This is a genomic window from Sulfurospirillum tamanense (assembly GCF_016937535.1).
Classification (GTDB): Bacteria; Campylobacterota; Campylobacteria; order Campylobacterales; family Campylobacteraceae; genus Sulfurospirillum_B; species Sulfurospirillum_B tamanense.
The window spans coordinates 53670-76571 of sequence record NZ_JAFHKK010000007.1 but is presented as its reverse complement, the minus strand read 5'-3'; the positions used below and the strand labels follow the sequence as shown (position 1 = coordinate 76571).

The window sequence follows — 22902 nt, the reverse complement described above, 5'->3', positions numbered from 1 at the left end:
CTAGCAATAACTGTTCCTATTGATGCCAAAACCCTTACATGTAAAGGGTTTTGGCTACGTAATCCTTAAAAAAGAATTTTTCGCTATAATAAGCACCCTACTTTTATCAGGAGCATTTTTTGAGAAATTTACGTAACATCGCCGTTATCGCGCACGTTGACCACGGCAAAACCACCCTTGTGGACGAACTTTTAAAACAATCAGGTACTTTTTCAGCACACCAAGCGGTGGATGAGCGCGTAATGGACTCCAATGCCATTGAAAAAGAGCGCGGCATTACCATTCTTGCCAAAAATACTGCGATTCATTACAAAGACGCCAAAATTAACATCATCGACACCCCAGGCCACGCCGACTTTGGCGGGGAAGTGGAGCGCGTGCTTAAAATGGTCGATGGCGTACTGTTGCTTGTGGATGCCCAAGAGGGCGTTATGCCTCAAACCAAGTTTGTGGTAAAAAAAGCCCTCTCATTGGGACTTCGCCCCATCGTTGTGATTAACAAAATCGACAAGCCCGCCGCAGACCCAGACCGCGTCATTAACGAAATTTTTGACCTTTTTGTCGCGTTGGATGCTAACGATGCACAGCTGGAATTCCCTGTGGTGTACGCTGCGGCCATCAACGGCTACGCCAAACACCACATGGATGACCCTAGTGAAAACATGATTCCCTTGTTCGAAGCGATTTTAGAGCATGTTCCTGCACCCACAGGCAGTATCGACAATCCTTTGCAACTTCAAGTGTTTACGCTGGATTATGACAACTACGTCGGCAAGATTGGAATCGCGCGGATTTTTAACGGAACGGTCAAAAAAAACCAAACTGTGATGCTCGCCAAAGCCGATGGGGAACGCGTCAGTGGCCGTATCAGTAAGCTTATTGGCTTTTTAGGTTTAGTGCGCACAGACATTGAAGAGGCTCACTCAGGAGACATCATTGCTATTGCAGGTTTTGAAACCTTGGACGTAGGCGACAGTATTGTAGACCCCAATAACCCCATGCCCCTTGACCCGTTGCACATCGAAGAACCTACCTTGACCGTTGTATTTGGGGTCAATGACTCGCCTCTTGCAGGACTAGAGGGAAAACACGTTACTTCCAACAAACTTTCTGAACGTCTTGAGGCGGAGATGAAAACCAACATCGCCATGCGGTATGAGTCTATCGGAGAGGGACGCTTTAAAGTCTCAGGCCGTGGTGAACTTCAGATTACGATTTTGGCAGAAAACATGCGTCGCGAGGGCTTTGAGATGACTCTTGGCCGTCCTGAAGTTATTATTAAAGAAGAAGAAGGCGTCAAAATGGAGCCTTATGAGCATTTAGTAGTAGATGTTCCTGATGAATTCACTGGCGCTGTGATTGAAAAACTTGGCAAACGCAAGGCAGAAATGACAGCCATGAATCCCACGGGTGATGGCCAAACGCGCATTGAGTTTGAAATCCCTGCACGCGGGCTTATCGGCTTTCGTAGTCAGTTTCTTACCGACACCAAGGGCGAGGGCATCATGAACCATTCATTTTTGGAATTTCGCCCTTACATTGGTGGCGTAGAACACCGCACCAACGGTGCTCTTGTTTCTATGGAAAACGGTGAAGCGTTGGGGTATTCGCTCTTTAACCTGCAAGAGCGCGGTATTCTTTTTTGCGGGCCCCAAACCAAAGTGTACACGGGCATGATTATTGGTGAGCATTCACGCCCTAATGATTTGGATGTCAATCCCATCAAAGGTAAGCAGCTCTCCAACGTGCGCTCTTCAGGGGCAGATGATGCCATTAAACTTGTGCCACCCCGTCTTTTGAACCTTGAGCGTGCGTTAGAGTGGATTGAGGAAGATGAGTTGGTAGAGGTTACACCCAAGAGCATTCGGGTGCGTAAGCGTTACCTTGACCCGACCGTGCGAAAACGTTTGGCACGTAACGCCAAGTAAGTCAGCACTGTGCAAAGCTTTGCCATTGTTTTTGGCTTCTTTGCACTGGTGGTTATTCTTTTTTATAATTTTTTAGTAGGGCGACGCAATCAGGTTGATAATATCTTTGCAGGGCTTGAGGTGCAGCTTAAAAAACGCTACGACCTCATCCCTAATCTCGTCGCCCTTTCCCAACAAGCCCTTTCCCACGAACGCGTTTTACTAGAGCATTTGACGCACCTTCGCGAAGCGGGCATGCGTGCGCATACTCCCGAAACACTTCTTCCCATTCACGCCCAACTCACCCGCGCCCTTGACGCCTTACATGTAAAGGTGGAAGCGTACCCTGAGCTTACGGCTAATGCCAACGTCTTGCAATTGCAACGCACCCTAGCGGATACAGAAGAATACATTAGCGCCGCACGTCGGGCATACAATCAAAGCGTCACAGATTACAACAACGCCATAGAGATGGTTCCTGCAAAATTTTTGGCACAGGTGTTGGGGTATAGGCGCAAACAGCTATTTGAAGCTCAAACGCATGAGCGCCAAACCCCTCGTACGTGACCATGTACGGCGCATTACTTGATTATTTTTACACGACACTGAAAGAAGAAATCTCTTTTTTAGAAACGCAGCGTCTTGAGGCTTACGCGCGGGTTAAGAGCTCCAGGGTCTATTGGGCACTTGGGGCGGGGTTGCTGTTTTTGGTCTTTGTCAACACCCTTTTTAAAGAAGAACACCTTTTTGCGCTCTTTTTTGCTTTGACGCTTGGGAGCGCGGGGTGCATGTTGCACGAAAAACACCTCACACGCACCTTTTGTGGGCTTTTTAAGGAGCATCTCATCGGCCGCATGGTCGAGTATTTGGGGCTTTCTTATGCGCCACAAGGCCACATGAGCCCTCACATGTTTAGACAAGCGGCGTTTTTTACACGGGATTTTGACACCTACGGTGGAGACGATTTGGTTAAGGGAAACATCGCGGGTGTAGAGGTGACGTGGAGCGATGTCAAAGCAACATACACCACTAAAAACACCAAAGGTAAATCCACACGCCATACCCTTTTTGAAGGGTTTTTTTTCATGGCACCTTTTCCTAGGCTCTTTCACAAAAAAACCTGGGTTTTGCCCGATGTGGCTCAAAAAATATTGGGAGATTTTGGAACGCTTGTGCAGGGACTTGATAGGCGCGGGGCGCTGGTTAAGTTGGACAATCCTAACTTTGAGCGTGCTTTTGTTGTGTTTAGTGAGGATCAAATTGAAGCCCGTTATCTTCTCTCTCCTGTGATAATGGAGCGGTTATTGGCACTCAAAAATCACGCAAAAACACCTTTACATGTAAGCTTTATTGCGGGGCATATTTTTCTGGGATTTTCTTATGGGAAGCCAAGCTTTGAGCCAGCACTCTCCCAACCTCTTGGCGCGTTTAAAACAGTGGAAAAACACGCGCAAATGCTTGCTTTGATGTATGGAACTGTGGAGGCATTAGGACTTAAAAGCCCGCATGAAGCGGGCTAAAGGTTAGCGTAATGCTGCCAGTGCAGCTTCGTAATCGGGTTCAGCGGTGATTTCAGGAACAATCTCTTTATAGGTGATTTTACCCTGAGCGTCTACCACAAAAACAGCTCTACATGTAAGGCCAGCTAAAGGCCCATCGGCGAGTAAAACTCCATAAGAAGAGGCAAAGGCTTTGTTTCTAAAGTCGCTGCCAACGGCAAGATTTTCAATGCCCTCTGTGGTACAAAAACGCCCCATAGCAAAAGGAAGGTCCATAGAGACGATGGTAACTTCTGTGTCGGGTGTTTTGGCGGCTTCGACGTTAAATTTGCGCGTTTCTGAGGCACACACAGCGGTATCAAGAGAAGGAACAACAACAAGCAGTTGCTTTTTGCCTTTGCTGCCACCTACAGTGATTTCTCCTAAATCTTTTCCAATAACGGTGACTGAAGGGGCAAGATCGCCAACATTAAGTTGTGTTCCTGCGAGTGAAACGGGAGATCCTTTGAGAGCAGTTTGAGCCATAGTGATTCCTTTGTGATAATGTTACAACAGTATAGGTAAAAGCGGATAAAAAGAGTCTTTATTTGAGGAGTTAACTTGGCCCGTGCTATAATACGCCTCTAGGTTTCAAGGAGCTAAGTATGGGTGGATATAAGGTAGGCAAGATCGCTCTCGTTGTTGTCATTGTGATGGCCATGACCTATTTGATTTACGGGACATTTTTCAAAGAAGGGCCGCGTTTTGGCGTGGGAGCAAAGCCCGCGAGTGCACGCATTAGTACCGATCCTTTGGAGACGGGTCTTGACCAAATTTTGATTAATCTTTCCAAGGGGCCTTACAGTTTTTTAAAAGCAGAAATTGCGGTTAAAGCAGGAAATCGTGCCGCCAAAGCAGAAGTAGACAGACTAAGAGAGCCTTTGCGTCGATTGGTCTTGCATATTGCATCAGCAGAAGATGGGGACGTTTTAGCCACGCCTCAGGGAAAAGAGCAGTTTAAAGAGCGCATTAAACAAGAAGCGAGACAACAGCTTGGCCTTGAGCTAGAAGGCGTGTATTTTCAAAATTTCGTGCTAGCGCGGTAAAAACCTGCAGGCTAAAAACCCCAAAAAAGCTATGGCGCTTGCTACCAAATACAGATAAGGCCCGTACACCCACCCTGCAATCAGCGCACCCGTAAAGCCCCCTAGCCCAAAAGAAAACCCATAGTAAAACTGCGCCGCCAGCCGACGGTTGGCGTAAACAGAGTGCAAATAGCTAAAGGCTGCGGTATGGTGAAGGGCAAAACTAAAGGCGTGAAAGGCTTGAGAGATAAAAGCAAACACCACAGACCCTGGAAAGATAAATAAAATAAGCCACCGTAACGCTGTCATGAGAGTAGAAAATTGCACCAACCCTAAAAGACCGTATTTTTGCAAAATGGGCCCTTGAAAATAAAACAACCCGATTTCACAAATCACCCCAAAGGCCCACATCCAGCTCGTCACAGTGAGGCTAACGCCGTAGTCGGTTTGGTAGATGGTAAAAAAATTATAAAATGCCCCAAAACTCACCTGCATCAAAAATAAACTCACCCAAAAGCCCAACTGAGACCTAAGGTTAATGCTTCCGCCGTGTGCGGTATTGGGTGAAGTGAAATGGCTATTTTTTAGGGTAATGAGTAGCCCAAAACAGACCATTAAAGAGACTCCCGCAAGAAAAAAATGCAAGCCCATGTAAGGGTTTTCAAGTAGCATGGCCAGCACAATGCCCACCATCATAAACCCAAGAGAGCCAAACAACCGTGCTTTTCCAAAGCGTGCTTTGCCTAAAAACTCCAACGAGTAGGTTTCAATAAAGGGCAAAATAAGCCCAAGCGCTCCTCCAAAAAGCATGTTGGGAATCAAAAATAACCACACGTGAGGCAAGGTAACATAAAAGAGCAAGGCGCTCACGAGGGCAAGCCCCAATGCACCGTAGAATACTTGCTGGGTGAGGGAAAACCACTTTTGAAAGAAAAAAGGAACGATAAAACGTGTTAAAGGTGCGATGGCAAAAACAAGGCCAATTTGCGCACTGGTGTAGCCTAGGGTTTGAAGGATTTTGGGTAGAAAAATGACATAAACACCCACGATGGAAAAGTAAAAATAAAAAAACCCAGAAATACGAAAAAACATTTAAGCAACAGCAGTAGGTTGGGTAGGGGTAAGAAGGTCGTGGAGGTTTTTGCCGTCTTTGCGAAAAGGAGAAAGCATCACGCCCACCAGCGAAGTACCCGCTACTAAAAAAAGAGCATAGCGCGCGAGTGCCATGAAAAAAGTGGGCGGTTTTTGGGTGCGCGTGTCGATAAGGCGCAAACGGTACAAGCGGTAGCCGGGGCTTTGGCCTGAGCGGCTTTGAAAGAGTGCTAAAATCGCGCCGAACAAAAGCACCACAAGAAAGATTGCGAATTGATTGGATTGAAACGCTTCTTTGCTTCCCAAAATACCGTAGGTTGTAATGTACAGCAAAGGAAGGTAGATCATAAACACATCGATGATAAAAGCTTTCACGCGAGAAGGCCAAGGCGCAAGGGGTGCGCAAGGCTTTGGCCCTTTAGGAGGTGCTTTTTTGCCTTGCTTGAGGTTGCGCCAACGCACTAGTTTCCTCTGCTACCGGGTTTGATGGCAGAGGAGCCGTCTTGACACAAAGGACATTGTTCTGGGCTATAAATATCAAAGGTAAAGTCCCCCAGAGCAAAAAAAGGCGCGTCGTCAGGAAGTTTACATGTAGGGCTTGCAGGGAGTTTGCTACCCGCACGTTTGCAGAATCCTCGGTTGGCTAAGGCCGCAAAACCAAGCACTTTAGCCCCCAATGCTTCCACACAAGCTGCCGCTTCTAGGGCGGAACCTCCTGTGGTGATGATGTCTTCACAGACTAAAATCCGCTCATTGGGCGCAACGTCAAACCCGCGGCGCAGTTGCATTGCACCGTTGACGCGCTCAGTGAAAATAAACCTTACATGTAAAGCCCGCGCCAGTTCATAGCCTGCGAGCACTCCGCCCAAAGCCGGAGAGCAAACCGTGTCGATCTCTAAGCCCGCGTCATGAATTTGTTGTGCTAGAGCTTCGGCAAGTTTGCCTGCAAGCTTGGGGTCTTCCAATACCTTGGCGCTTTGGAGGTAAAATTGCGAGTGGTTGCCGCTGCTGAGGAGAAAATGCCCTTCAAGATAGGCGCCCGCTTCTTTGTAAAGTGCTTCGAGGTTCATGGTTATACTTTTAGCAATTCAGCTTCTTTTTCTTTGAAGGCTTGGTCTACTTTTTCCACATAAGTGTCCGTGATTTTTTGCACATCATCGTGGGCTTTTTTTGATTCGTCTTCGGTAATCTCTTTCTCTTTTTCGAGTTTTTTGATTTTGTCATTGGCGTCTTTGCGCACGTTGCGGATAGCCACTTTGGCTTTTTCGCACATGGCTTTGGCTTTTTTGACGTTGTCTTGACGTTGTTCTACGGTCATGGGTGGAAAATAGAGCTTGATGCTTACGCCGTCATTGTTAGGGTTTACACCAATGTTTGCCGCACGAATAGATGTCTCAATCTCTTTAACCATGTTTTTTTCCCATGGCGTGATGCTAATGGTGGTGGCATCACTGGCGAGCACCGTGGCAACTTGGTTGAGTGCTGTGGGTGTTCCGTAGTAATTAACTTGAATATTGTCAAGGATATTAACCGAAACTTTGCCGGTGCGCAAGGTTCCAAAGTCACGTTTTAGGGCGTCGATACTTTTGGCCGCGTGTTCTTCTTGCTCGAAGAAAATTTCCTCTAACATTAGTGGTCCTTTATGAGAATATGGGTGCTAATTTTTTTTCCAACACTCAAAATGAGTCGCGTACGGTCATGGGTGAGTGTTTGGTCGACAGTATAACGGATAATGCCTTCTTCTACGGGTATTTCTTGCCATCCAAGGCCAGTGATATAGAGCCCTGCTTGCTTTGTTTTCTCTTGAATTTCTACTTCTACCGTGTTTAGTTTGGAATCTTTAGGATAGGTTTTTGGTGCCAACCATTTGGCATTTAAATGACGGTAGCTAAGAAGGGTTCCAAGGTTGGAGTTTTCGCCTAAGGCAGAGCGGTCAAGATTGAGAAGATCGCTTTGATGGGAGACGGCTCCCATGTTTTGGTTTATAATGGCCTCAAAATCGTAAGAAGAGGCAATAGCTTTGACGCGCTCATCGTATTCGCCGTAAGGGTAGCTAAAATAGCGTGCTTTTTTACCCAGATGCTTTTCAAAAAGCGCCATACCTGTTTCAAAATCTTTTTTGAGTGCGTCATCATCAAGCTGGGTCATGTTTGGGTGTTCATGGGAGTGAAAAGCAAGCTCCCCATATTTGCCAATCTCATGCAACTGTTCCCACGTTGCATAATCTCCATAGCCTCGTTGGGTGGCACCTGTGTAAACAAATAGCGTAAAAGGGTATCCAAATTCTTTAAAAAGCGCTAAACCGTTGTCATAAAAGCTTTTGTAATTATCGTCAATGGTCAGTACGACCCATGTGTCAGGAATGGCCTCTTTAGCGTGAATGCGCTGCACAACATCTTCAAGAGGAACAACTTTATACCCGCGCTCTTTAAAGTAGGTAAATTGTTCACGAAGTTTTTCGGTGGGGATATTGGTTGAGGGGTGCCTGTCATCACCAAAGCGGTGGTAGACAAACAGATGTGCATCCGCAACACTTTGCACACACCACACCACTAACCAAAGAAATAAAAAGCGCATGAGGACTATTCGGCCTTAGGCGCTTGGGGTGCTTGTTGGGTCTGAGGAAGCGTGCTGGGGATTGCGCTTGGAACGATACCTTGAATCTGTTCAGCAATGGAGTCTTTTTTCTCAGTATTGTAAAAATATCCAAGGGCAAGGGTGTTGACCACAAAGAGAAGGCCAATGGCAAACGTGAATTTTGCTAAAAATCCCGCAGGACCTTTGGCGCCAAAAAGCGACTCATTGCTTCCACTGTAAGCTCCAAGGCCAATGGATGAACTTTTTTGCAACAAGACAGCAACGGTTAAAATTGCAGTAAAAACGAATTGGGTAACCAATAAAAGACTGGTCATAATACTATTTCCTTTTGATGTAAGCTTAGGATGAAGGGTGATTTTATCTAAAAGTAGCTAAAAATTGGTTAAAAAAGTGATTTTTCAATGTCGTAGAGGGCGTAGCGAATCTGCTTAAAGCGTTCCGCTTGAGCGCTGTCTTCGAGTTTTAAAAGTTCTTCTAAAACACGTGCGCTTTCTTGGGCACGCTTGATGTTGGCAAGGGCAATGCCCTCTAATGAAGCGCGCGAAGCTTCGCTGTGAGTGGTGGTTTTGAGGACATCATTTTGAATATCGCGGGCGTGAAGTAAGGCAAAACCATCAGGAAGTCTGGCTTCGTGGCGCAATGCTTTAAGTTTGAATGCAAGGGGTTGGTCATCAAACCCGTAACGGCGGATGTCTTCTAAGACGCGCAACCCCTCCCGAAGGCGGTTAAGGTTGGCGTCAAGAATGCGAAGTACATTCGCCGGAAGGGATTTCAACGCTTAGTCTCGGTTTCCAAGAATGCCAAAGATTTGAAGCAAAGAAACAAAAAGGTTTAAAAAATCTAAATACAACGCAATAGCACCCTCAATCGGAGTTTCATACGCACCTTTGATGATGTTTTGCGTGTCGTACAAAATGAACCCGCTAAAAAGCAAAGCCCCGCCACTGGCGATAGCAAGTTGAAACACTGGGCTACCAAGAAAGATGTTAAACAAGGATGCTACGATCATGATAATAAGCGCAATAAAGAGCATTTTGCCCATAGCACTAAAATCACGTTTTGTATTCATCGCAAATACGGAAAGTCCACCAAAAGCAACCGTAGTGAGCGCAAACGCGTTCGCCACAATACCCGCTCCACCTGGCATGCCAAGGATATTGGAGAGTAACGGAGTAAGTGTTAAGCCACTTAAAAAGGTAAACCCAAATAAAAGGGCAAGGTTAAGTCCTGCTTTGCGTTTGGCAGCATACAGTCCAAACAAGCAGACAAACTCTAAAATCACAAGGGGCCAAAACCACGCTGCGATGGCAGGGGCCATTCCAATGCCCACATACGCCCCAGCGCTTGCGGCAAGCAAGGAAGCGGCAAAAAGCTGATAGGTTTGCTTAATAAAGACCGAAAGTCTTGTTTGCGCCTGTGCAGCACTTTCACCGTAGCCTCCAGCGGCTTGGTTTTGGATGTAGTCTCTGTCGTACAACGCCATGTTTACTCCTAGTGTAAATGATAAATTTTACGAAGAGATAGTATAGCAAAAAAGAGGTAAATGGAGGTTAAATGTCTTTACATGTAAAGGGTTGAATCACCTACTGTTGGCTATAAGCCACGTGTTAAGGGTGGAGAAATTCATCCCTTTTTGGTAGTAAAAACCTTGACCTTCGCTGCACCCTTCTTGGATTAAAAACTCAGCTTGTTCAGGGGTTTCGATGCCCTCAGCCAAGGTTGTCATTTGCATGCTTTTGGCTAAAACGATAATGGCTTTAGCAATGGCTCTGGCATCTTTGTGCTCGGGTAAATCGCGCACAAAAGAGATGTCGATTTTGAGCTTATCCACAGGAAGGCGACGCAAATAGCTTAGAGAAGAATACCCTGTGCCAAAATCATCAATGGCAATTTTCACACCCAAGGCACGGATGTTGTCCAAGATAGCAATCCAACGCAAAGCATCTTTCATGAAAACAGACTCCGTAATCTCTAGCTCAAGAGCGTCTGGGTTGATGCCTGTTTGGGCTAAAACATGCTCTAGTGTATTTACGAAATCATCGTGTTCGAGTTGAATACCTGAAACATTAACAGAGACTCTTCCTTTGAAGCCCAACGTTTTTTGTAAAGTCACCAAGTCAAGGCAGGCTTGTTTGAGGACAAAAGCCCCAATAGGTAAAATCATGCGCGACTCTTCCGCATAAGCGATAAAACGGTTGGGACTTAGCACGCCTTGTTGGGGGTGGTTCCAACGCAATAAAGCTTCAAAGCCTGTGCATTTTCCTGTTTGAAGGTGAATTTGAGGCTGGTAATACACTTCAAACTCCTCCTTGACAATGGCAGATTTGAGTTCATTTTCAATGGTCAGTATTTCCAAGGAAGCGCTTGATAGGGCGCGTTCGTAAAAACAAAAGTTATTTTTGCCACTCGCCTTTGCTTTATACATGGCAAGGTCGGCATTTTTTAAAAGTATCTCGCCGTTTTCACCATCTTTGGGGTAAAAGCTCACCCCGATACTAGAAGTAAGAAAGAAAGTTTGGCGGTGTATCATAAAGGCTGTTTCAAAGGTTTTTTGTACTTTTTCCAAAATGCGAGCAGCATCTTGTTTGTGTTCAAGATTTTCTAAAACAAGGACAAACTCATCGCCACCAAGGCGTGCCATTGTATCGGTTTCACGCAAAATACCACGTACCCGTTCGACCACTTGCAACAAGGCAGCATCGCCATAGGAGTGGCCGAAGCTATCGTTGATTTTTTTAAAATTGTCCAAGTCGATAAAACAAAGTGCCATCAGACGCTTTTCTCTCTTGCAAGCAGCAATGGCGCGTTCAATGCGATCGTTTAAAAGGGTTCGATTGGGGAGCGAAGTGAGGGCATCGTGATGGGCTAAGTGGGCCAGTTTTTTTTCTAAATCCAATTTTTCCATAAGCATCGCATTGGCGCTGGTGGCAAGAGCATCAAATTCTAAAAACCTCAGCTGGGATTTGTTGATAGGGTAATTGTAGTGGGCCAAAGAGTCAAAAAAGGCAAAAAAAGCATCAAAGTCCATTTTTAAACGGTGGCTAAAACGCCGATAAAACAGTGCCATTACCAGTGCTACTATGCCAAATAAAAAGAGCGACCCAAGCAGCCAAATGCCAAAGGCATGCTTCAAGTTAGCATATTCAAAATCAATCTGCTTTTGAATATCATCGGTATAAACCCCTGAACCCACATACCATTGCCATTCGGGAATGGCTTGGACGTAACTTAGTTTATTGAGGGTGCGTTTGTCCTCTAGGTCTGGCATTACGTATTCTATAAATCCACCACCTTCTTTGGCTTTTTCGATGAGTGCTCGGACGACGTATTTGCCATTAACGTCTTGCACATCGAGCATGTTTTTTCCTTTGGCTGGATGGGTAAGGGCGGTGCCATCCCATTGCCCTACAAACAAATAATTTTCCTCAAAAGCATCAAAGTTCATACCATCAATCTCAGAAAGAATGCTTTGCTGGAGTGTTGCAGTGATGTCGTCAGTGTAGACACCTGTCCCAATAATCCAGCCGTAAGGCTCAAAGTATTTAACGTAAGAGGTTTTGTCAAAGAGGGCTTTGTCGCTGTTTGGTTTTTCCCATTGGTAGCTGTAAAACCCCTCTTTCGTTGTTTGTCCAATTGTCATTAATGCTCCAAAAACATTGCGCTTGTGCGCATTTGCCTCGTGGAAGTAGTTCGCACCTTCTTGTTCGGGCTTATTGGGAAAAAGAATTTTGGCGCCGTCTTCGCTTATGATAAAAAAATACCCAGTGTCCTCCATGTAGCGCACAGGACGTAATGCTTCGGCAATCAGTTCTTGCAAAGTTTCTTTTGGCAGGGAGTGTTGGTAGGTAGCGTAAAGGTTGCTTGCTAGGGCGTGGGCCTTGTGAACTTCCTCTTGGAGGAGACGATGGATTTGATTTTTGGTGTCGCGTTGCCGGTTTTGGATACGTTCAATAAAATGCCCAACTTTCCAAGAAAGAAGGTAGTGTTGGTTGGCAAAATAGTCTTGCTGGGTTTTTTGGGAAGTGTGTTTAAAGTTAAGATAGTGCTGTGTAAAATTGATAACAATAAAAGAAAGTATAAAAATAAAAAAGAGAAGCGCCCCATACATGTAAACATGCTTAAAGAGCTTTTGTTTTGGTTTCATGATGTTGGCTTTCCTACTTGTTTGCAATGGCATTACTTTAATGTAAAAAAACTTAAAAAAAGTAACACTTATGTGAAAAAAGGTTATTCTAAGGGAAAAAGCAAAACAACAATACAGGCATAAGTGTTTTTAGGATGTTTTTTTGTAGTGATGTGGGAGGTGTTGTGTTTTGAGTATTTTACCAATGCATTTTGGAAGGCTGGGGTATATAATGGCAGAGAGGATGGGATTCGAACCCACGGTGAGTTGCCCCACACACGCGTTCCAGGCGTGCTCCTTCAACCGCTCGGACACCTCTCTACAGGATAAGCGGACGGCAATTTTATCTCACTTGTGCTTATATGGACGTTAAAAACAAAGGCAGAGGAAGAAAAAGCACATTTGTTTTGGGGAAGAGGAAGTGCCGTTAGTGTGTGTAGGAGTGGACATAGTGTCAGGTATGTCTTGTTGGCACTTCCTGTTCTTGGGCGAGGTGTGTGGCAACGACCAAGAATCCCAAAACAAACGCATAGTGTGTCCCTAGATTTAGCCCACAGGAGAAGAAGTGAGATAAACTGAAGAGAATGTTAGCAAAAAGAAACGACGAAAGAATTGTCAAAAGTCAAGAAAATTGAAAGGCTTGCAAAGTTTGGTATGATACTGAAAAACGATATTACATATAGGGAGTTATGATGGCATTAGATCCTAGATACCGACGATTTTATATAAGGCTAATAATAGGCGTTGTGTTTTTAGTCTCTATACTTGCTTCGAGTATTTACCATGCGTTTCAATGAAGTTTTAAGAAGAAGAAAACATGGTCGGAGTGGCGGGATTCGAACCCACGGCCTCTACCACCCCAAGGTAGCACGCTAACCAGACTGCGCCACACCCCGACTATGAGATGCGAACTATAGCCAACTCTTGCTTAGAAAACCTTTTAATACAACGCTTGCAAAATAGATTTTCTGGCAGGCCTGCTTTTCTTTACTTGTAAAGACTTTTTCACTCTTTTTTCACCGGTGAACGTTGTTGCAAATATGCCCTAATAATATCCAACACACAAGGTATCAGTAAGTTTGATTTTTTTTTCAAGGGGTGAAGGGGCGAAAAAATGGCACTTTTCAATATAAATATTATAATGATAGGCTAATCCCAAATCGTCATAAAAGCGTTTGAGATTGACAAATTTTATACCCATGAGGGTGTTGACGTGAAGTTTTTCATAGAGCTTTGAACCGTTACTTTGGGTGAGGTGTGAGCTAGCCAGGCCTGTGAAAGCACAAAAGGCTTGAGAGAGAACAAGTCCGTCAAGACAGGTGCAACGTGTTAGGGCTTTTGTGTGTTTGGCGGGAATAGTATCTTTGCGTAAAAAAACCGTACGCGAGCCTTCAAATTTGGCAGCGACCCCATTTTTCCAGTAGCGGTAAGCATTGCCAGAGATGCCAGCATGTGCAGCAAATTCGGCACCCAGTACAAAATTGTCAAGAAAATGGTTTGAAGAGAGGGTTAGCGTCTGCATGAATATCCCCCAGTTAGGAAATTGTCTAAAATTTAATCAGTTCTTGTAACTACTTTGTTTCCAAAAAAGCGTATTATTTCAATGCCGCAACGATTGCCCTCGTTCTGTCAAGAAAAGATGGGGTCGCCCGCCCCTCTTTTCTCCTTACGTATGTTACAATTCTCCTTTTTAAATTCTTCTGTCGCGAGCATGCCTAATGATGACCTTATTTACCGCGCTTTCTCCTATTTTTGCTTTGATTTTTATTGGCTATGGCCTCAAGCGGTTGCATTTTCCTGCGGAAGGGTTTTGGCCACTGCTGGATAAGCTGACCTATTATGTGCTTATTCCCGCACTTTTGGTGCATCGTCTCGCAACGGCTAGTCTTGAAAATGCCACCGACGCGGCAGTGATGGTTAAGGTGGTCCTTGGTGTTTTGGTTCTCATGAGTGTTGTACTCATGGTGTTGCAGTTTTTCATAAAATTCTCAGGCCCCGTGTACTCTTCAGTCTACCAAGGGGTTATTCGCTACAACACGTATGTGTATTTGGCACTTATAGATGCCCTTTATGGGGATGAGGGGATTGTGCTTGCGGCATTTTTAATTACCTTTGTGATTCCTTCTATCAATGTTCTTTCGGTGAGCACTTTTGGGCTTTATGTCAATGAAGGGCGCTTTTCTTTCAAGAGCTTGGGCAGGTCCATCGTGACCAATCCTTTGATTTTGGCCTGTTTGCTAGGCGGGTTTTTGAATTTTAGCACCATCGGCCTTCCTTTTGTGCTTGAGCCGATTATGGCGCTTTTGGGCGCTCCGGGGATTCCTTTGGGATTGCTTTCCATTGGGGTGGGGCTTCGGTTTCGCTCTTTGGGGACGTTCAAGCCTGATTTTTGGATTTCCTCTGTGGGAAAACTTGTTGTGCTTCCTTTGATGATGGCAGGCGCTTGCTATGTTGTGGGATTAGAGGGGCTCATGCGTGACATTGTGGTTTTATTTGCCGCCATGCCAACAGCGGCAGCGGCATACATTTTGGCACGTCAAATGGGTGGCGATGTGGAGTTAATGTCTACATTAATCACAGGCCAAACGCTCTTGGCCTTTGGAACAATAAGCATCGTAATGTCAGTTTTACTTTAACAAAATGGTAGTAAAGTAAATATTTTATTACTATTTAAGTCACTACTGGGTACATTTTGCTTTAAGCCTTATGCGTGTGTGTGGGCTTAAAGAGTTTGTGTGTGGACTCTTTTCTGAAGGGGCCAAGGCCCCTTCAGTTTTTTTCAATAAGCAATCCTACAAGTTTTCGCACCTGTGGCACCACTACCAAGATTGTGGGAAAAGCAACAAGAAAAGCCTTAACAAAAGCCAAAAACCACAGCAGTAAAAACCCTTCTACCGCTCCTATGTTAATCAATGTAATGACCCCTGACATCAAAAAAGACATAAACAGACTCATAAAAAAAGCAAAAAGCAAAAACTCATAACGCTTAGGAATCACACTTTCTCCTTACATGTAACTGTTTTGGCTGTATTCTTACATGTAAAGGGTAAAAATGACGTAAAAGAGCCAGAGTTAAAGTAAACTTTATTTTACTACAAGTATACTGAGTGGCTTTTAATTCGTCAAAAAGGACCCTTATGCGGAACTTTATTAGCCGTGTTCATATTTCAACAAAACTCATTACCATTTCTATCCTTTCTGTACTTGGTGTAGGAGCGCTTTCTTCCTTGAGTGTTTACAGTGCCCTTATCGGAGAGAAGTCGTTGCAAGAAATTTACGAGGGTAGTATGGTGCCTTCCCAGAAAATCGAACATGCTAACAATGCCTTTGAGTCTGTTTTGGGGGATTTGGTGTATGTGATTGGACAGTTTCTTCCTACAGGACAAGCGAAAACGCGTCTTGATGAGAGCCAAAAAGCAATGGATATGTATTTTAAGGCGGCTAAGAAAGATCCTTTTTACGAAGATGTGCGCGCACAAAAGATGCTAGAAGCCTTAGAGCGTGATTATGAGGCGTTTAACAAGAAATATCTTGGCATGATTGAGGAGGCATACCGCTTGGATGATGCAGATGAGATGGGTATTGTGGCGATTATGATTGAAGAGGATTTTCACAAGGTGATGGAACATCTTAAGACCCTCTCAAGTATTGCGACTACGCGTGTTTTGGACACCAAAGAACATATTTCTGCGCGCTTAAGTCAGATTATTTACATCAATATTGCTTTTGCCCTTTTGGCTTTTTTAGGAACAACAGGTCTGCTGAGTGCCATTACGCGGTATTTGGTAAAAAACATCAATTTTATGACACGTGCCATCGCGCAAAGTGCTAATAATTTGGATTTACGCCAGCTAGAGTGGAAAGGGGGCAAAGACGAATTGGGCCAGACGTGTGAAAATATCAATACCTTGTTGGCAAACCTTCGCCGAGCGCTCTCAAAAGCAAAAGTCTCTACAGGCCACGCACTGGAGTCGAGTCTCTCTATGCGTCAAACAGTAGAGCAAATGAACCAAATGGCCACACAGCAAGATGCCCTTTCTGGAAAAGTTGAAGTGTTAACAAAAGAAGTGCGCGGCAAGCTCCAAGAATCGAAACAGCTCGCAGAACAAAGTGCTGTGATTATGGAAGATGATTATCGCAGCTTGGAAGAGATGATTCAAATCCTAAATACCGTCGTAGAAGGCATTATGCGAGTGAGTGAAGATGAAGGCGAAGTTTCTCAAAAAATGCATCACCTCGCAGAGCAAACTGAGCAGATTAAGAGTGTTTTGGAGATGATTTCTGACATCGCCGAGCAGACCAATCTGCTGGCCCTAAATGCAGCTATTGAAGCTGCTCGTGCAGGGGAGCACGGCCGAGGGTTTGCTGTAGTAGCCGACGAAGTGCGCAAATTGGCTGAACGGACTAAAAAGTCACTCTCCGAAATTGATGTGACTATTGGCATTGTGGTTCAGGGGGTAAATGACACAAATGAACATATTCAAATGAACACTAAGCATATTCATACCCTGACTAAAGAGGCTCAGGCTGTGGGCGTTCTGGCCGAGACAACAAAGGTGAAAACCCTTGAAGGGCTTACTGCAACCAAGGGCGTTCGGGAAAAAACAGACGACGCGGTCGCGAGCATTTCCCAGTTGAGTGAAGAGGTGGTGGTGGCAACGAAAATTGCATACCAAAATAATCAAATGGCCACAGAGATTCGCGGCATCGTGGAGACATTAAATCACGCCTCCAAAGAGCTTGAAGAAGAGATTAATGTGTTTAAGCTTTAGCCTCAAGGACCTTTTTAGGTGTGTGACGAAGCAGTAAAAATAGCGCAATAAAAAACGTACAAAATTCCGCAAGAGGCAGGGCGATAAAGATGCCAGTGACGCCAAAGGTTTTTGGAAGTGCTAGAATAAAAATTAATGGAAAAACAAGGCTGCGTAAAAAGGCAATGGTAGTAGATTTACGGGGCTTTTGAATGGCTGTAAAGTACGCCGAAACCAATAAGTTAAACCCATTAAATAAAAAAATAGGCCAAATAAATAAGGCAAACTCTAGGGCAATGGCGTGTGCCTCTATACCTCTTTTGTTTAAAAATAAAGCCGTAAGGTATTCGGGAATAGCTATAAGAAAGAGGCTAAATATAAGTCCAATGCCAAGTACCGTAGCGCCCCCTAGGCGCAAAAATGCTTCAATACGCTTGGGGTGTCTGGCGCCATAATTTTTACTCACCAGAGGCTGAAGCGCATCGCAAACCCCAAAAATAGCCATCAGTCCAATCCATAGCAAATAAGTAATGACTGAAAATGCCGCTACGCCAGCGGTGTCAAAATGGTGCAGCATGGCAAGGTTGAAAAGTAGCGTCGTGATGGCGATAGAGGATTCATTAACAAATTCAGAAAGCCCATTATAAGCTGCCCTGAAGACATTAGTATTGGCACCAAAAGGTTTTACAAATCTAAGTCCGCTGGTGCGCCTTATGAAAACGGGAAGCAAAATAGCCACTAAGAGCAAATGTGAAAATCCTGTTGCAAAAGCTGCGCCTTGAAGACCATAATCAAGGTGAACAACCAAGAGCCAATCCAAAATAATATTAAGCACAGAGCTTGCAAGAAGCGCATAAAAAGCCAAAGAGGGCCGATTGTCTGTGCGTGTGAAGTGGTCCAAGGTAATGCCTACCATCAAAAATGGTAAAAAGAACAACAAGAGCCCTATATAGGCTTTTGAGAGAGGCAATAGGTCCGCATTAGCGCCCAAAAAGAGTAAAAGAGGTGTGAGCCAAGTGCCCAAAAGAGTGCAGAGCAAAATAGCCACCAATGCAGCACTTAGCACCGTCTTACTAAGCATAATAGAAGCCAAGAGGGTATTGTTTTGGGCAAGGAATTTGCCACTAACTACACTGCCGCCGATGGCCAACATGAGCGAAAGTCCTACAAGTAAAGAAAAAATAGGCAAAACGATGTTAATCGCTGCTAGTCCTTCAGCTCCCACATAATTGCCCACAAAATACCCATCAATAATCCCTGCGGAGGTAATAGCAAGCATTCCCAATACAGAAAAAGAAGCATAACGGAAAAAAACAGAAGGAGTGGGAGCATTAAGGACATTCATAGAATCACTTGTTGGGTTTAAGGAGGGTGTTGTCTTATAAAGTTAAAAGGTGGCCGGGAGAGAGGGATTCGAACCCCCGGAGGTGTTACCCTCAACGGTTTTCAAGACCGCCGCTATCGACCACTCAGCCATCTCCCGGTGTATAACCGAAGGTTATTCGGTTTTTTCTTTAACGTAGGTTGCGCCTTTGTTGACCTTTTCTTTAGACCACTCCGCCGCATCACTAGAATCTTGCTTGATGCCTTGCCATGTGGCGCATCCTGCAAAAAAAAGACTCATTATAACAATCAAAAGAGCACGCATGTGAACTCCTTGTGTTCGTTAAAAAGGACTGGAGGCGACACCCGGATTCGAACCGGGGATGAGAGCTTTGCAGGCTCCTGCCTTACCACTTGGCTATGCCGCCCTTTGTATTTGGTGGTGCCCGAGACCGGACTTGAACCGGTACAAACATAATGTTCGAGGGATTTTAAGTCCCTTGCGTCTACCAATTTCGCCACCCGGGCAGACTTTTACATGTATAAAAAAATGGAGCGGGAAACGAGGTTCGAACTCGCGACCCCAACCTTGGCAAGGTTGTGCTCTACCACTGAGCTATTCCCGCGCTGTAAAAAGAGACGAAATTATAGCAGAAGTTTTTTTAAAAGTAAAGATAATTGGGCGCTTTTAAAGGCTTTTTACTTTAAGGTATAATGTGATCATTAATTCTCAACCACTCAAAGGAAACCCCATGCGAAGTGATATGGTTAAAAAAGGGTACGATCGTGCCCCACACCGAAGCCTTTTTCGTGCAACAGGTCTAAAAGATGAAGATTTTGATAAACCCTTTATCGGCGTAGCTAACTCCTTCATCGAAATCATTCCCGGGCACTTTTTTCTCAATCATTACAGCGAAATTATCAAAGAGGAAATCCGCGCTTGTGGGTGTGTGCCTTTTGAGTTTAACACCATCGGCGTGGACGATGGCATCGCCATGGGGCATGAGGGGATGCTTTACTCTTTGCCCAGCCGCGAACTCATTGCCAACTCTATCGAAACGGTAATGAATGCTCACATGCTGGACGCCATGATTTGTATGCCAAACTGTGACAAAATCGTTCCTGGGATGATTATGGGCGCACTGCGCGTGAATGTGCCTACGGTGTTTGTGAGTGGCGGCCCCATGAAAAAAGGGTACAAAAAAGACGGCACACCCATTGACCTTACCACAGCCTTTGAAGCGGTGGGCAAATTTAGCAAAGGGGACATCGACGAGGCAGAATTGTACGACATCGAGTGCAACGCGTGTCCGAGTGGCGGGTCGTGTTCGGGCATGTTTACGGCCAACTCTATGAATACCCTCATGGAAGCCATGGGCATCGCATTGCCAGGCAATGGAACTATCTTGGCTCTCACCCCTGAACGGGAAGAACTCATCCGTAAAGCGGCACGTCGCGTGTGTGAGATTGCGTTGGATGAGCGGTTCAAGCTTAAAAATATTCTCAACGAAAATGCGGTCAAAAACGCCTTTGCCATCGACATGGCCATGGGCGGTAGCTCTAATACAGTTTTGCACATGCTGGCCATCGCCAGAGAAGCGGGCGTGAACTTTGGCATTGAAAACATTAATACCATCAGCAAAAACGTTTCGCACATCGCTAAAATCGCCCCCTCTCTTTCCACGGTGCATATGGAAGACATCCACAAAGCCGGTGGCGTGAGCGCGGTGATGAGAGAGATTAGCAAGCGTGACAACGGGGTGTTGCACCTTGATAATCTTACTGTGACGGGCGAGACTATGGGAGAGCGTATCAAAGACGCGGTGATTACTAATCCTGAAGTGATTCACCCCATCGACAAGCCCTACTCTAAAGTGGGCGGTTTGGCTATTTTATTTGGCAATATCGCTGAAGAGGGGTGTGTTATTAAAACCGCAGGCATTACAGGTGAGCGCCGTTTTGTGGGCAAAGCGGTTTGTTTTGACTCTCAAAAAGAAGCTATTGCGGGCATTGTTGGGGGGAAAGTTAAGGCAGGAGATGTGGTTGTGATTCGCTATGAGGGTCCGCGCGGGGGGCCAGGGATGCAAGAGATGCTCTCCCCTACTTCACTCATTATGGGGATGGGCTTGGGTGCAGATGTGGCACTCATTACCGACGGGCGTTTTTCGGGGGCTACGCGGGGGCTTAGCATCGGACACGTGAGTCCTGAGGCAGCTGAGGGCGGTCTGATTGGCTTGCTAGAAAATGGGGATACCATTACAATTGATGTGGATAGTTATGAAATCCATGCCCATTTGGACGAAATCGAAATTCAGACCCGTCAGGCGCACTTTACGCCAAAAGTCCAAACAGTCAAAGGCTCGTGGCTCAAACAATACCGCCAACTTGTCACCAATGCTAGCAACGGCGCCATGCTAAAGACGGAGCTTGAGTGAACGAATTTTTCGCCCTGTTTCTACAGCAGACCATTACCCTTTTTGCCATCATTGACCCCTTGGGGGTCAGTGCTATTTTACTCTCCATGCTTCCTGCTTCTACGACGCAAGAACAGATGAATGGCATCGCCAAAAAATCTACGCTAACCATCGTCATCGCTTTTTTTGTGGTATTGCTCACAGGAAAGTTTGTGCTCAATCTTTTTGGCATTGAGCTAGACGCGCTAAAAGTTATGGGTGGGCTTGTGTTGTTGCTTATGGCCATTAAGATGGTTGAGGGGAGTTTGGAGCCTAAAAACCAAACCCCTGAAGAGCGCGAAGAGGCCAAACATAGCCATGAATTTGCCATCATCCCTCTGGGAATTCCCATTACCTTTGGGCCTGGCATTTTTGCTACTATTGTCATTTTCAAAGCCAGCGCCACAAGTTACCTCGACCTTGTGGCCTTAACATTGGCATTTTTGGTGGTGGCTTTTTTAACTTACATTGCCTTTCGTAATTCTTTGAAGATTCGTAAGCTTTTGGGCATCACGGGCCAAAAAATCATCAGCCGTTTGATGGGCCTCATTGTTGGGGCTATTGCGGTGCAGTTTGTAGTAGGCGGGGTCTCTTCTTTATGGAGTGCAGGGCTTTAGTCAAAGCCCTGCAGGTCTATCTACTTTTGAATGGGCTCGCTTTGGGTGTAGCCAAATTCCAAGGTGCGTTGTTCCCCAGCTTTTAATGTAAAATTCCAGCGCACCTTTCCTTCTGCATCTAGGGAGTCGGGTGCGTCCCCTAAGCGTTTAATCACCACTTTTTCATGACTAGAAAGGGGAAGCCTTTCTAGAAAATCGACGGCTTGTGTCTTGGAGGAGCGGTTGGAGAGGGTGTATCGCCAAACACGTTCGGTGGTTTTGGTGGAACCAAATCCCGATTCGGTGGTAAAGTTGCGCACCAGTTTTTTCTCTACTCCAATCAAATCGTGTTTTCCAAAGTAAACATGGGCTTGTTGGTCGGGGAGAAATTGGCCTGTATTGCGCTCTCCCAATAGCATTCCATCAAGGACAAAGTGGGTTAAGGCAGACTCTACGCTCACTTGGGGTGAAAAGGTTGCACGCATGTATGCTAACGCCGTGCCATAGCCGTCTACTTCGATGCCATACTGGGCAAATGCCTGCTGTTGGTGCAATATCACCTGTGTGTGTTCTCCACTGGGTAGTGTCACAGGTGAGGCCTCCCAGACCTCTTTGCTCTCAAGTTCTACGGGTGTGCCCGCGACATCTTGGGTGGATTCGCCCATGGATTTGAGTGCCATGGTGCGCATCATGGGTAGTGCTTCTGGCAAGCCCACATAGTAGGGATAAAAAGGCGTGGGTGCCAGGGCGTGGTTGTGGGCAAAGGAATAAAGCCGTAAGGCGATGTTGGTTAAGTCTTCTCCAAGCGTGTGAGAGATGAAAAGCGATTGGGTGATGGCAAGCTTGTCTTGAGCGCTCTCTCCTGTGAACGTATTGACGCGTTTGGCTTCAAGATTAGGGAGCTCAAAACGAATCTCTAACACACTTGGTGCAGTGCATGTAAGGGAAAGAGAGAGAGGTTTTGCCTTGCTTGTTGTTTGTTTTGAGGTGAGGCGGTTGAGGGCTTCTTGAGCAAGATTAACGGCCTTTTGCTGCGCTTCTTTGGCGCGCAATGTTTCAAGGGCTAGGGCGGTAAACCCTTGTGCATTTTTTTGCAATTCTCCAAAAGAGCTGTTAGAGAAGCTGACACGCTCCAAAAGACGTTCTTTGGCCTGTGTGGCAAGAAGCTCTTCTTGCGCAGTTTGGAGCGCTTGGGTTGCGTTTTCTATCTCTTTTTGCAAAGGCGTGTTTGCTTGAATGGGCTCACCAATGGTTTTGTTTTTGGTGGCGCACGGTGTGCGAATACTTAAGGTTTCATTGTGAACAAAATCTGGAAGTGTGGTTTCAAAGACGCCACTACCTACCTCAAATTGTTGAGTGAGAAAGGCTTTGTTGGTGTAGATTTCAAGCAAGGCGGTGTTCGCCATCAAAGAGAGGCTAGATAAAAATAAAGGGGCTAAAAAACGCATGGTTGTCCTCCTGAGGAAATAAACTATGAAAGACATTGTAGCATACCT

At 45.5% G+C, this 22902-nt stretch carries 23 protein-coding genes and 6 tRNA genes; 8 read left to right on the top strand and 21 right to left on the bottom strand.

The annotated features are described in order from the left end of the window. Positions 1-119: 119 nt before the first annotated feature. The 3 genes from typA to JWV37_RS04880 are packed head-to-tail and all read left to right on the top strand — an operon-like array spanning position 120 to position 3427. A complete protein-coding gene (gene typA / locus JWV37_RS04890; protein ID WP_205458653.1) occupies positions 120-1928 on the top strand; it encodes a translational GTPase TypA in 1809 nt (602 codons plus the stop codon). A 9-nt stretch (positions 1929-1937) separates the two neighbouring features. Beyond that, complete coding sequence (locus JWV37_RS04885) at positions 1938-2474, top strand: LemA family protein (protein ID WP_205458652.1); 537 nt, start codon at positions 1938-1940, stop codon at positions 2472-2474. Positions 2475-2476: 2 nt separating this feature from the next. Next, positions 2477-3427: a DUF3137 domain-containing protein gene (locus JWV37_RS04880; protein WP_240332030.1), complete on the top strand. Its 951-nt coding sequence runs from the start codon at positions 2477-2479 to the stop codon at positions 3425-3427. A gap of 3 nt (positions 3428-3430) precedes the next feature. On the opposite strand, the gene tpx is transcribed toward JWV37_RS04880, so the two are convergent. Beyond that, positions 3431-3931 (bottom strand): thiol peroxidase, encoded by a 501-nt coding sequence (gene tpx / locus JWV37_RS04875; protein WP_205458650.1) that lies wholly within the window; start codon positions 3929-3931, stop codon positions 3431-3433. Positions 3932-4050: 119 nt separating this feature from the next. Between tpx and JWV37_RS04870 the strand changes: the two genes are divergently transcribed. Continuing rightward, positions 4051-4491 (top strand): flagellar basal body-associated FliL family protein, encoded by a 441-nt coding sequence (locus JWV37_RS04870; RefSeq protein ID WP_205458649.1) that lies wholly within the window; start codon positions 4051-4053, stop codon positions 4489-4491. Here JWV37_RS04870 and JWV37_RS04865 read toward each other — a convergent pair. The 12 genes from JWV37_RS04865 to cheQ all read right to left on the bottom strand — a co-directional run bounded on the left by JWV37_RS04865 (position 4480) and on the right by cheQ (position 13805). Continuing rightward, entirely contained in the window at positions 4480-5562 is a 1083-nt protein-coding gene (locus tag JWV37_RS04865; protein ID WP_205458648.1) for an MFS transporter, read from the bottom strand. The two genes, JWV37_RS04870 and JWV37_RS04865, sit on opposite strands and share 12 nt — an antisense overlap. After that, the gene (locus tag JWV37_RS04860) at positions 5563-6024 is read right to left on the bottom strand and encodes an RDD family protein (protein ID WP_369407653.1); all 462 of its coding nucleotides are present in this window, start codon (positions 6022-6024) and stop codon (positions 5563-5565) included. Beyond that, positions 6024-6632: an orotate phosphoribosyltransferase gene (gene pyrE / locus JWV37_RS04855; RefSeq protein ID WP_205458647.1), complete on the bottom strand. Its 609-nt coding sequence runs from the start codon at positions 6630-6632 to the stop codon at positions 6024-6026. Before pyrE ends, JWV37_RS04860 begins: the two co-directional genes overlap by 1 nt. Positions 6633-6634: 2 nt before the next feature. Next, positions 6635-7192: a ribosome recycling factor gene (frr, locus tag JWV37_RS04850; protein WP_205458646.1), complete on the bottom strand. Its 558-nt coding sequence runs from the start codon at positions 7190-7192 to the stop codon at positions 6635-6637. After that, positions 7192-8139 carry a polysaccharide deacetylase family protein gene (locus JWV37_RS04845; protein WP_205458645.1) on the bottom strand — a complete coding sequence of 316 codons (948 nt, stop codon included), beginning with the start codon at positions 8137-8139 and terminating at the stop codon, positions 7192-7194. Before JWV37_RS04845 ends, frr begins: the two co-directional genes overlap by 1 nt. Positions 8140-8144: 5 nt before the next feature. Continuing rightward, positions 8145-8474, bottom strand: coding sequence for a preprotein translocase subunit SecG (gene secG / locus JWV37_RS04840; protein WP_205458644.1), 330 nt, complete (start codon positions 8472-8474; stop codon positions 8145-8147). A 68-nt stretch (positions 8475-8542) separates the two neighbouring features. After that, positions 8543-8935: a thiamine-phosphate pyrophosphorylase gene (locus JWV37_RS04835; protein WP_205458643.1), complete on the bottom strand. Its 393-nt coding sequence runs from the start codon at positions 8933-8935 to the stop codon at positions 8543-8545. A 3-nt stretch (positions 8936-8938) separates the two neighbouring features. Further along, positions 8939-9643, bottom strand: coding sequence for a Bax inhibitor-1/YccA family protein (locus JWV37_RS04830; protein ID WP_205458642.1), 705 nt, complete (start codon positions 9641-9643; stop codon positions 8939-8941). 96 nt (positions 9644-9739) lie between these two features. Continuing rightward, complete coding sequence (locus JWV37_RS04825) at positions 9740-12304, bottom strand: bifunctional diguanylate cyclase/phosphodiesterase (RefSeq protein WP_205458641.1); 2565 nt, start codon at positions 12302-12304, stop codon at positions 9740-9742. Between the two features lie 212 nt (positions 12305-12516). Further along, positions 12517-12604 (bottom strand) — tRNA-Ser (locus JWV37_RS04820). A gap of 497 nt (positions 12605-13101) precedes the next feature. After that, positions 13102-13179, bottom strand: a tRNA-Pro gene (locus tag JWV37_RS04815). A 149-nt stretch (positions 13180-13328) separates the two neighbouring features. Then, positions 13329-13805, bottom strand: a complete 477-nt coding sequence (gene cheQ / locus JWV37_RS04810; protein ID WP_205458640.1) for a cheVAW transcriptional regulator CheQ — start codon at positions 13803-13805, stop codon at positions 13329-13331. 196 nt (positions 13806-14001) lie between these two features. Between cheQ and JWV37_RS04805 the strand changes: the two genes are divergently transcribed. Further along, positions 14002-14919 (top strand): AEC family transporter, encoded by a 918-nt coding sequence (locus JWV37_RS04805; protein WP_205458639.1) that lies wholly within the window; start codon positions 14002-14004, stop codon positions 14917-14919. A 133-nt stretch (positions 14920-15052) separates the two neighbouring features. Here JWV37_RS04805 and JWV37_RS04800 read toward each other — a convergent pair whose 3' ends face one another. Further along, positions 15053-15280, bottom strand: a complete 228-nt coding sequence (locus JWV37_RS04800) for a DUF2798 domain-containing protein (RefSeq protein ID WP_205458638.1) — start codon at positions 15278-15280, stop codon at positions 15053-15055. A gap of 140 nt (positions 15281-15420) precedes the next feature. Between JWV37_RS04800 and JWV37_RS12800 the strand changes: the two genes are divergently transcribed. Continuing rightward, positions 15421-17055: a methyl-accepting chemotaxis protein gene (locus JWV37_RS12800; RefSeq protein ID WP_275898346.1), complete on the top strand. Its 1635-nt coding sequence runs from the start codon at positions 15421-15423 to the stop codon at positions 17053-17055. Here JWV37_RS12800 and JWV37_RS04790 read toward each other — a convergent pair. The 6 genes from JWV37_RS04790 to JWV37_RS04765 all read right to left on the bottom strand — a co-directional run bounded on the left by JWV37_RS04790 (position 17045) and on the right by JWV37_RS04765 (position 18983). After that, entirely contained in the window at positions 17045-18379 is a 1335-nt protein-coding gene (locus JWV37_RS04790; protein WP_205458637.1) for an MATE family efflux transporter, read from the bottom strand. The genes JWV37_RS12800 and JWV37_RS04790 overlap by 11 nt on opposite strands. Positions 18380-18429: 50 nt before the next feature. Beyond that, positions 18430-18517 (bottom strand) — tRNA-Ser (locus JWV37_RS04785). Positions 18518-18532: 15 nt separating this feature from the next. Continuing rightward, positions 18533-18682 (bottom strand): hypothetical protein, encoded by a 150-nt coding sequence (locus tag JWV37_RS04780; protein WP_205458636.1) that lies wholly within the window; start codon positions 18680-18682, stop codon positions 18533-18535. 29 nt (positions 18683-18711) lie between these two features. Then, positions 18712-18785, bottom strand: a tRNA-Cys gene (locus JWV37_RS04775). A 12-nt stretch (positions 18786-18797) separates the two neighbouring features. After that, positions 18798-18885 (bottom strand) — tRNA-Leu (locus tag JWV37_RS04770). Positions 18886-18908: 23 nt separating this feature from the next. Next, a tRNA-Gly gene (locus JWV37_RS04765) sits at positions 18909-18983 on the bottom strand. A 126-nt stretch (positions 18984-19109) separates the two neighbouring features. Here JWV37_RS04765 and ilvD point away from each other — a divergent pair. Next, positions 19110-20792, top strand: a complete 1683-nt coding sequence (gene ilvD / locus JWV37_RS04760) for a dihydroxy-acid dehydratase (protein ID WP_205458635.1) — start codon at positions 19110-19112, stop codon at positions 20790-20792. Next, positions 20789-21427, top strand: coding sequence for a MarC family protein (locus JWV37_RS04755; protein ID WP_205458634.1), 639 nt, complete (start codon positions 20789-20791; stop codon positions 21425-21427). The genes ilvD and JWV37_RS04755 overlap by 4 nt, the downstream gene beginning before the upstream one ends. 20 nt (positions 21428-21447) lie before the next feature. Here JWV37_RS04755 and JWV37_RS04750 read toward each other — a convergent pair whose 3' ends face one another. Beyond that, positions 21448-22854 (bottom strand): DUF4139 domain-containing protein, encoded by a 1407-nt coding sequence (locus JWV37_RS04750; protein ID WP_205458633.1) that lies wholly within the window; start codon positions 22852-22854, stop codon positions 21448-21450. Between the last annotated feature and the right edge of the window lie 48 nt (positions 22855-22902).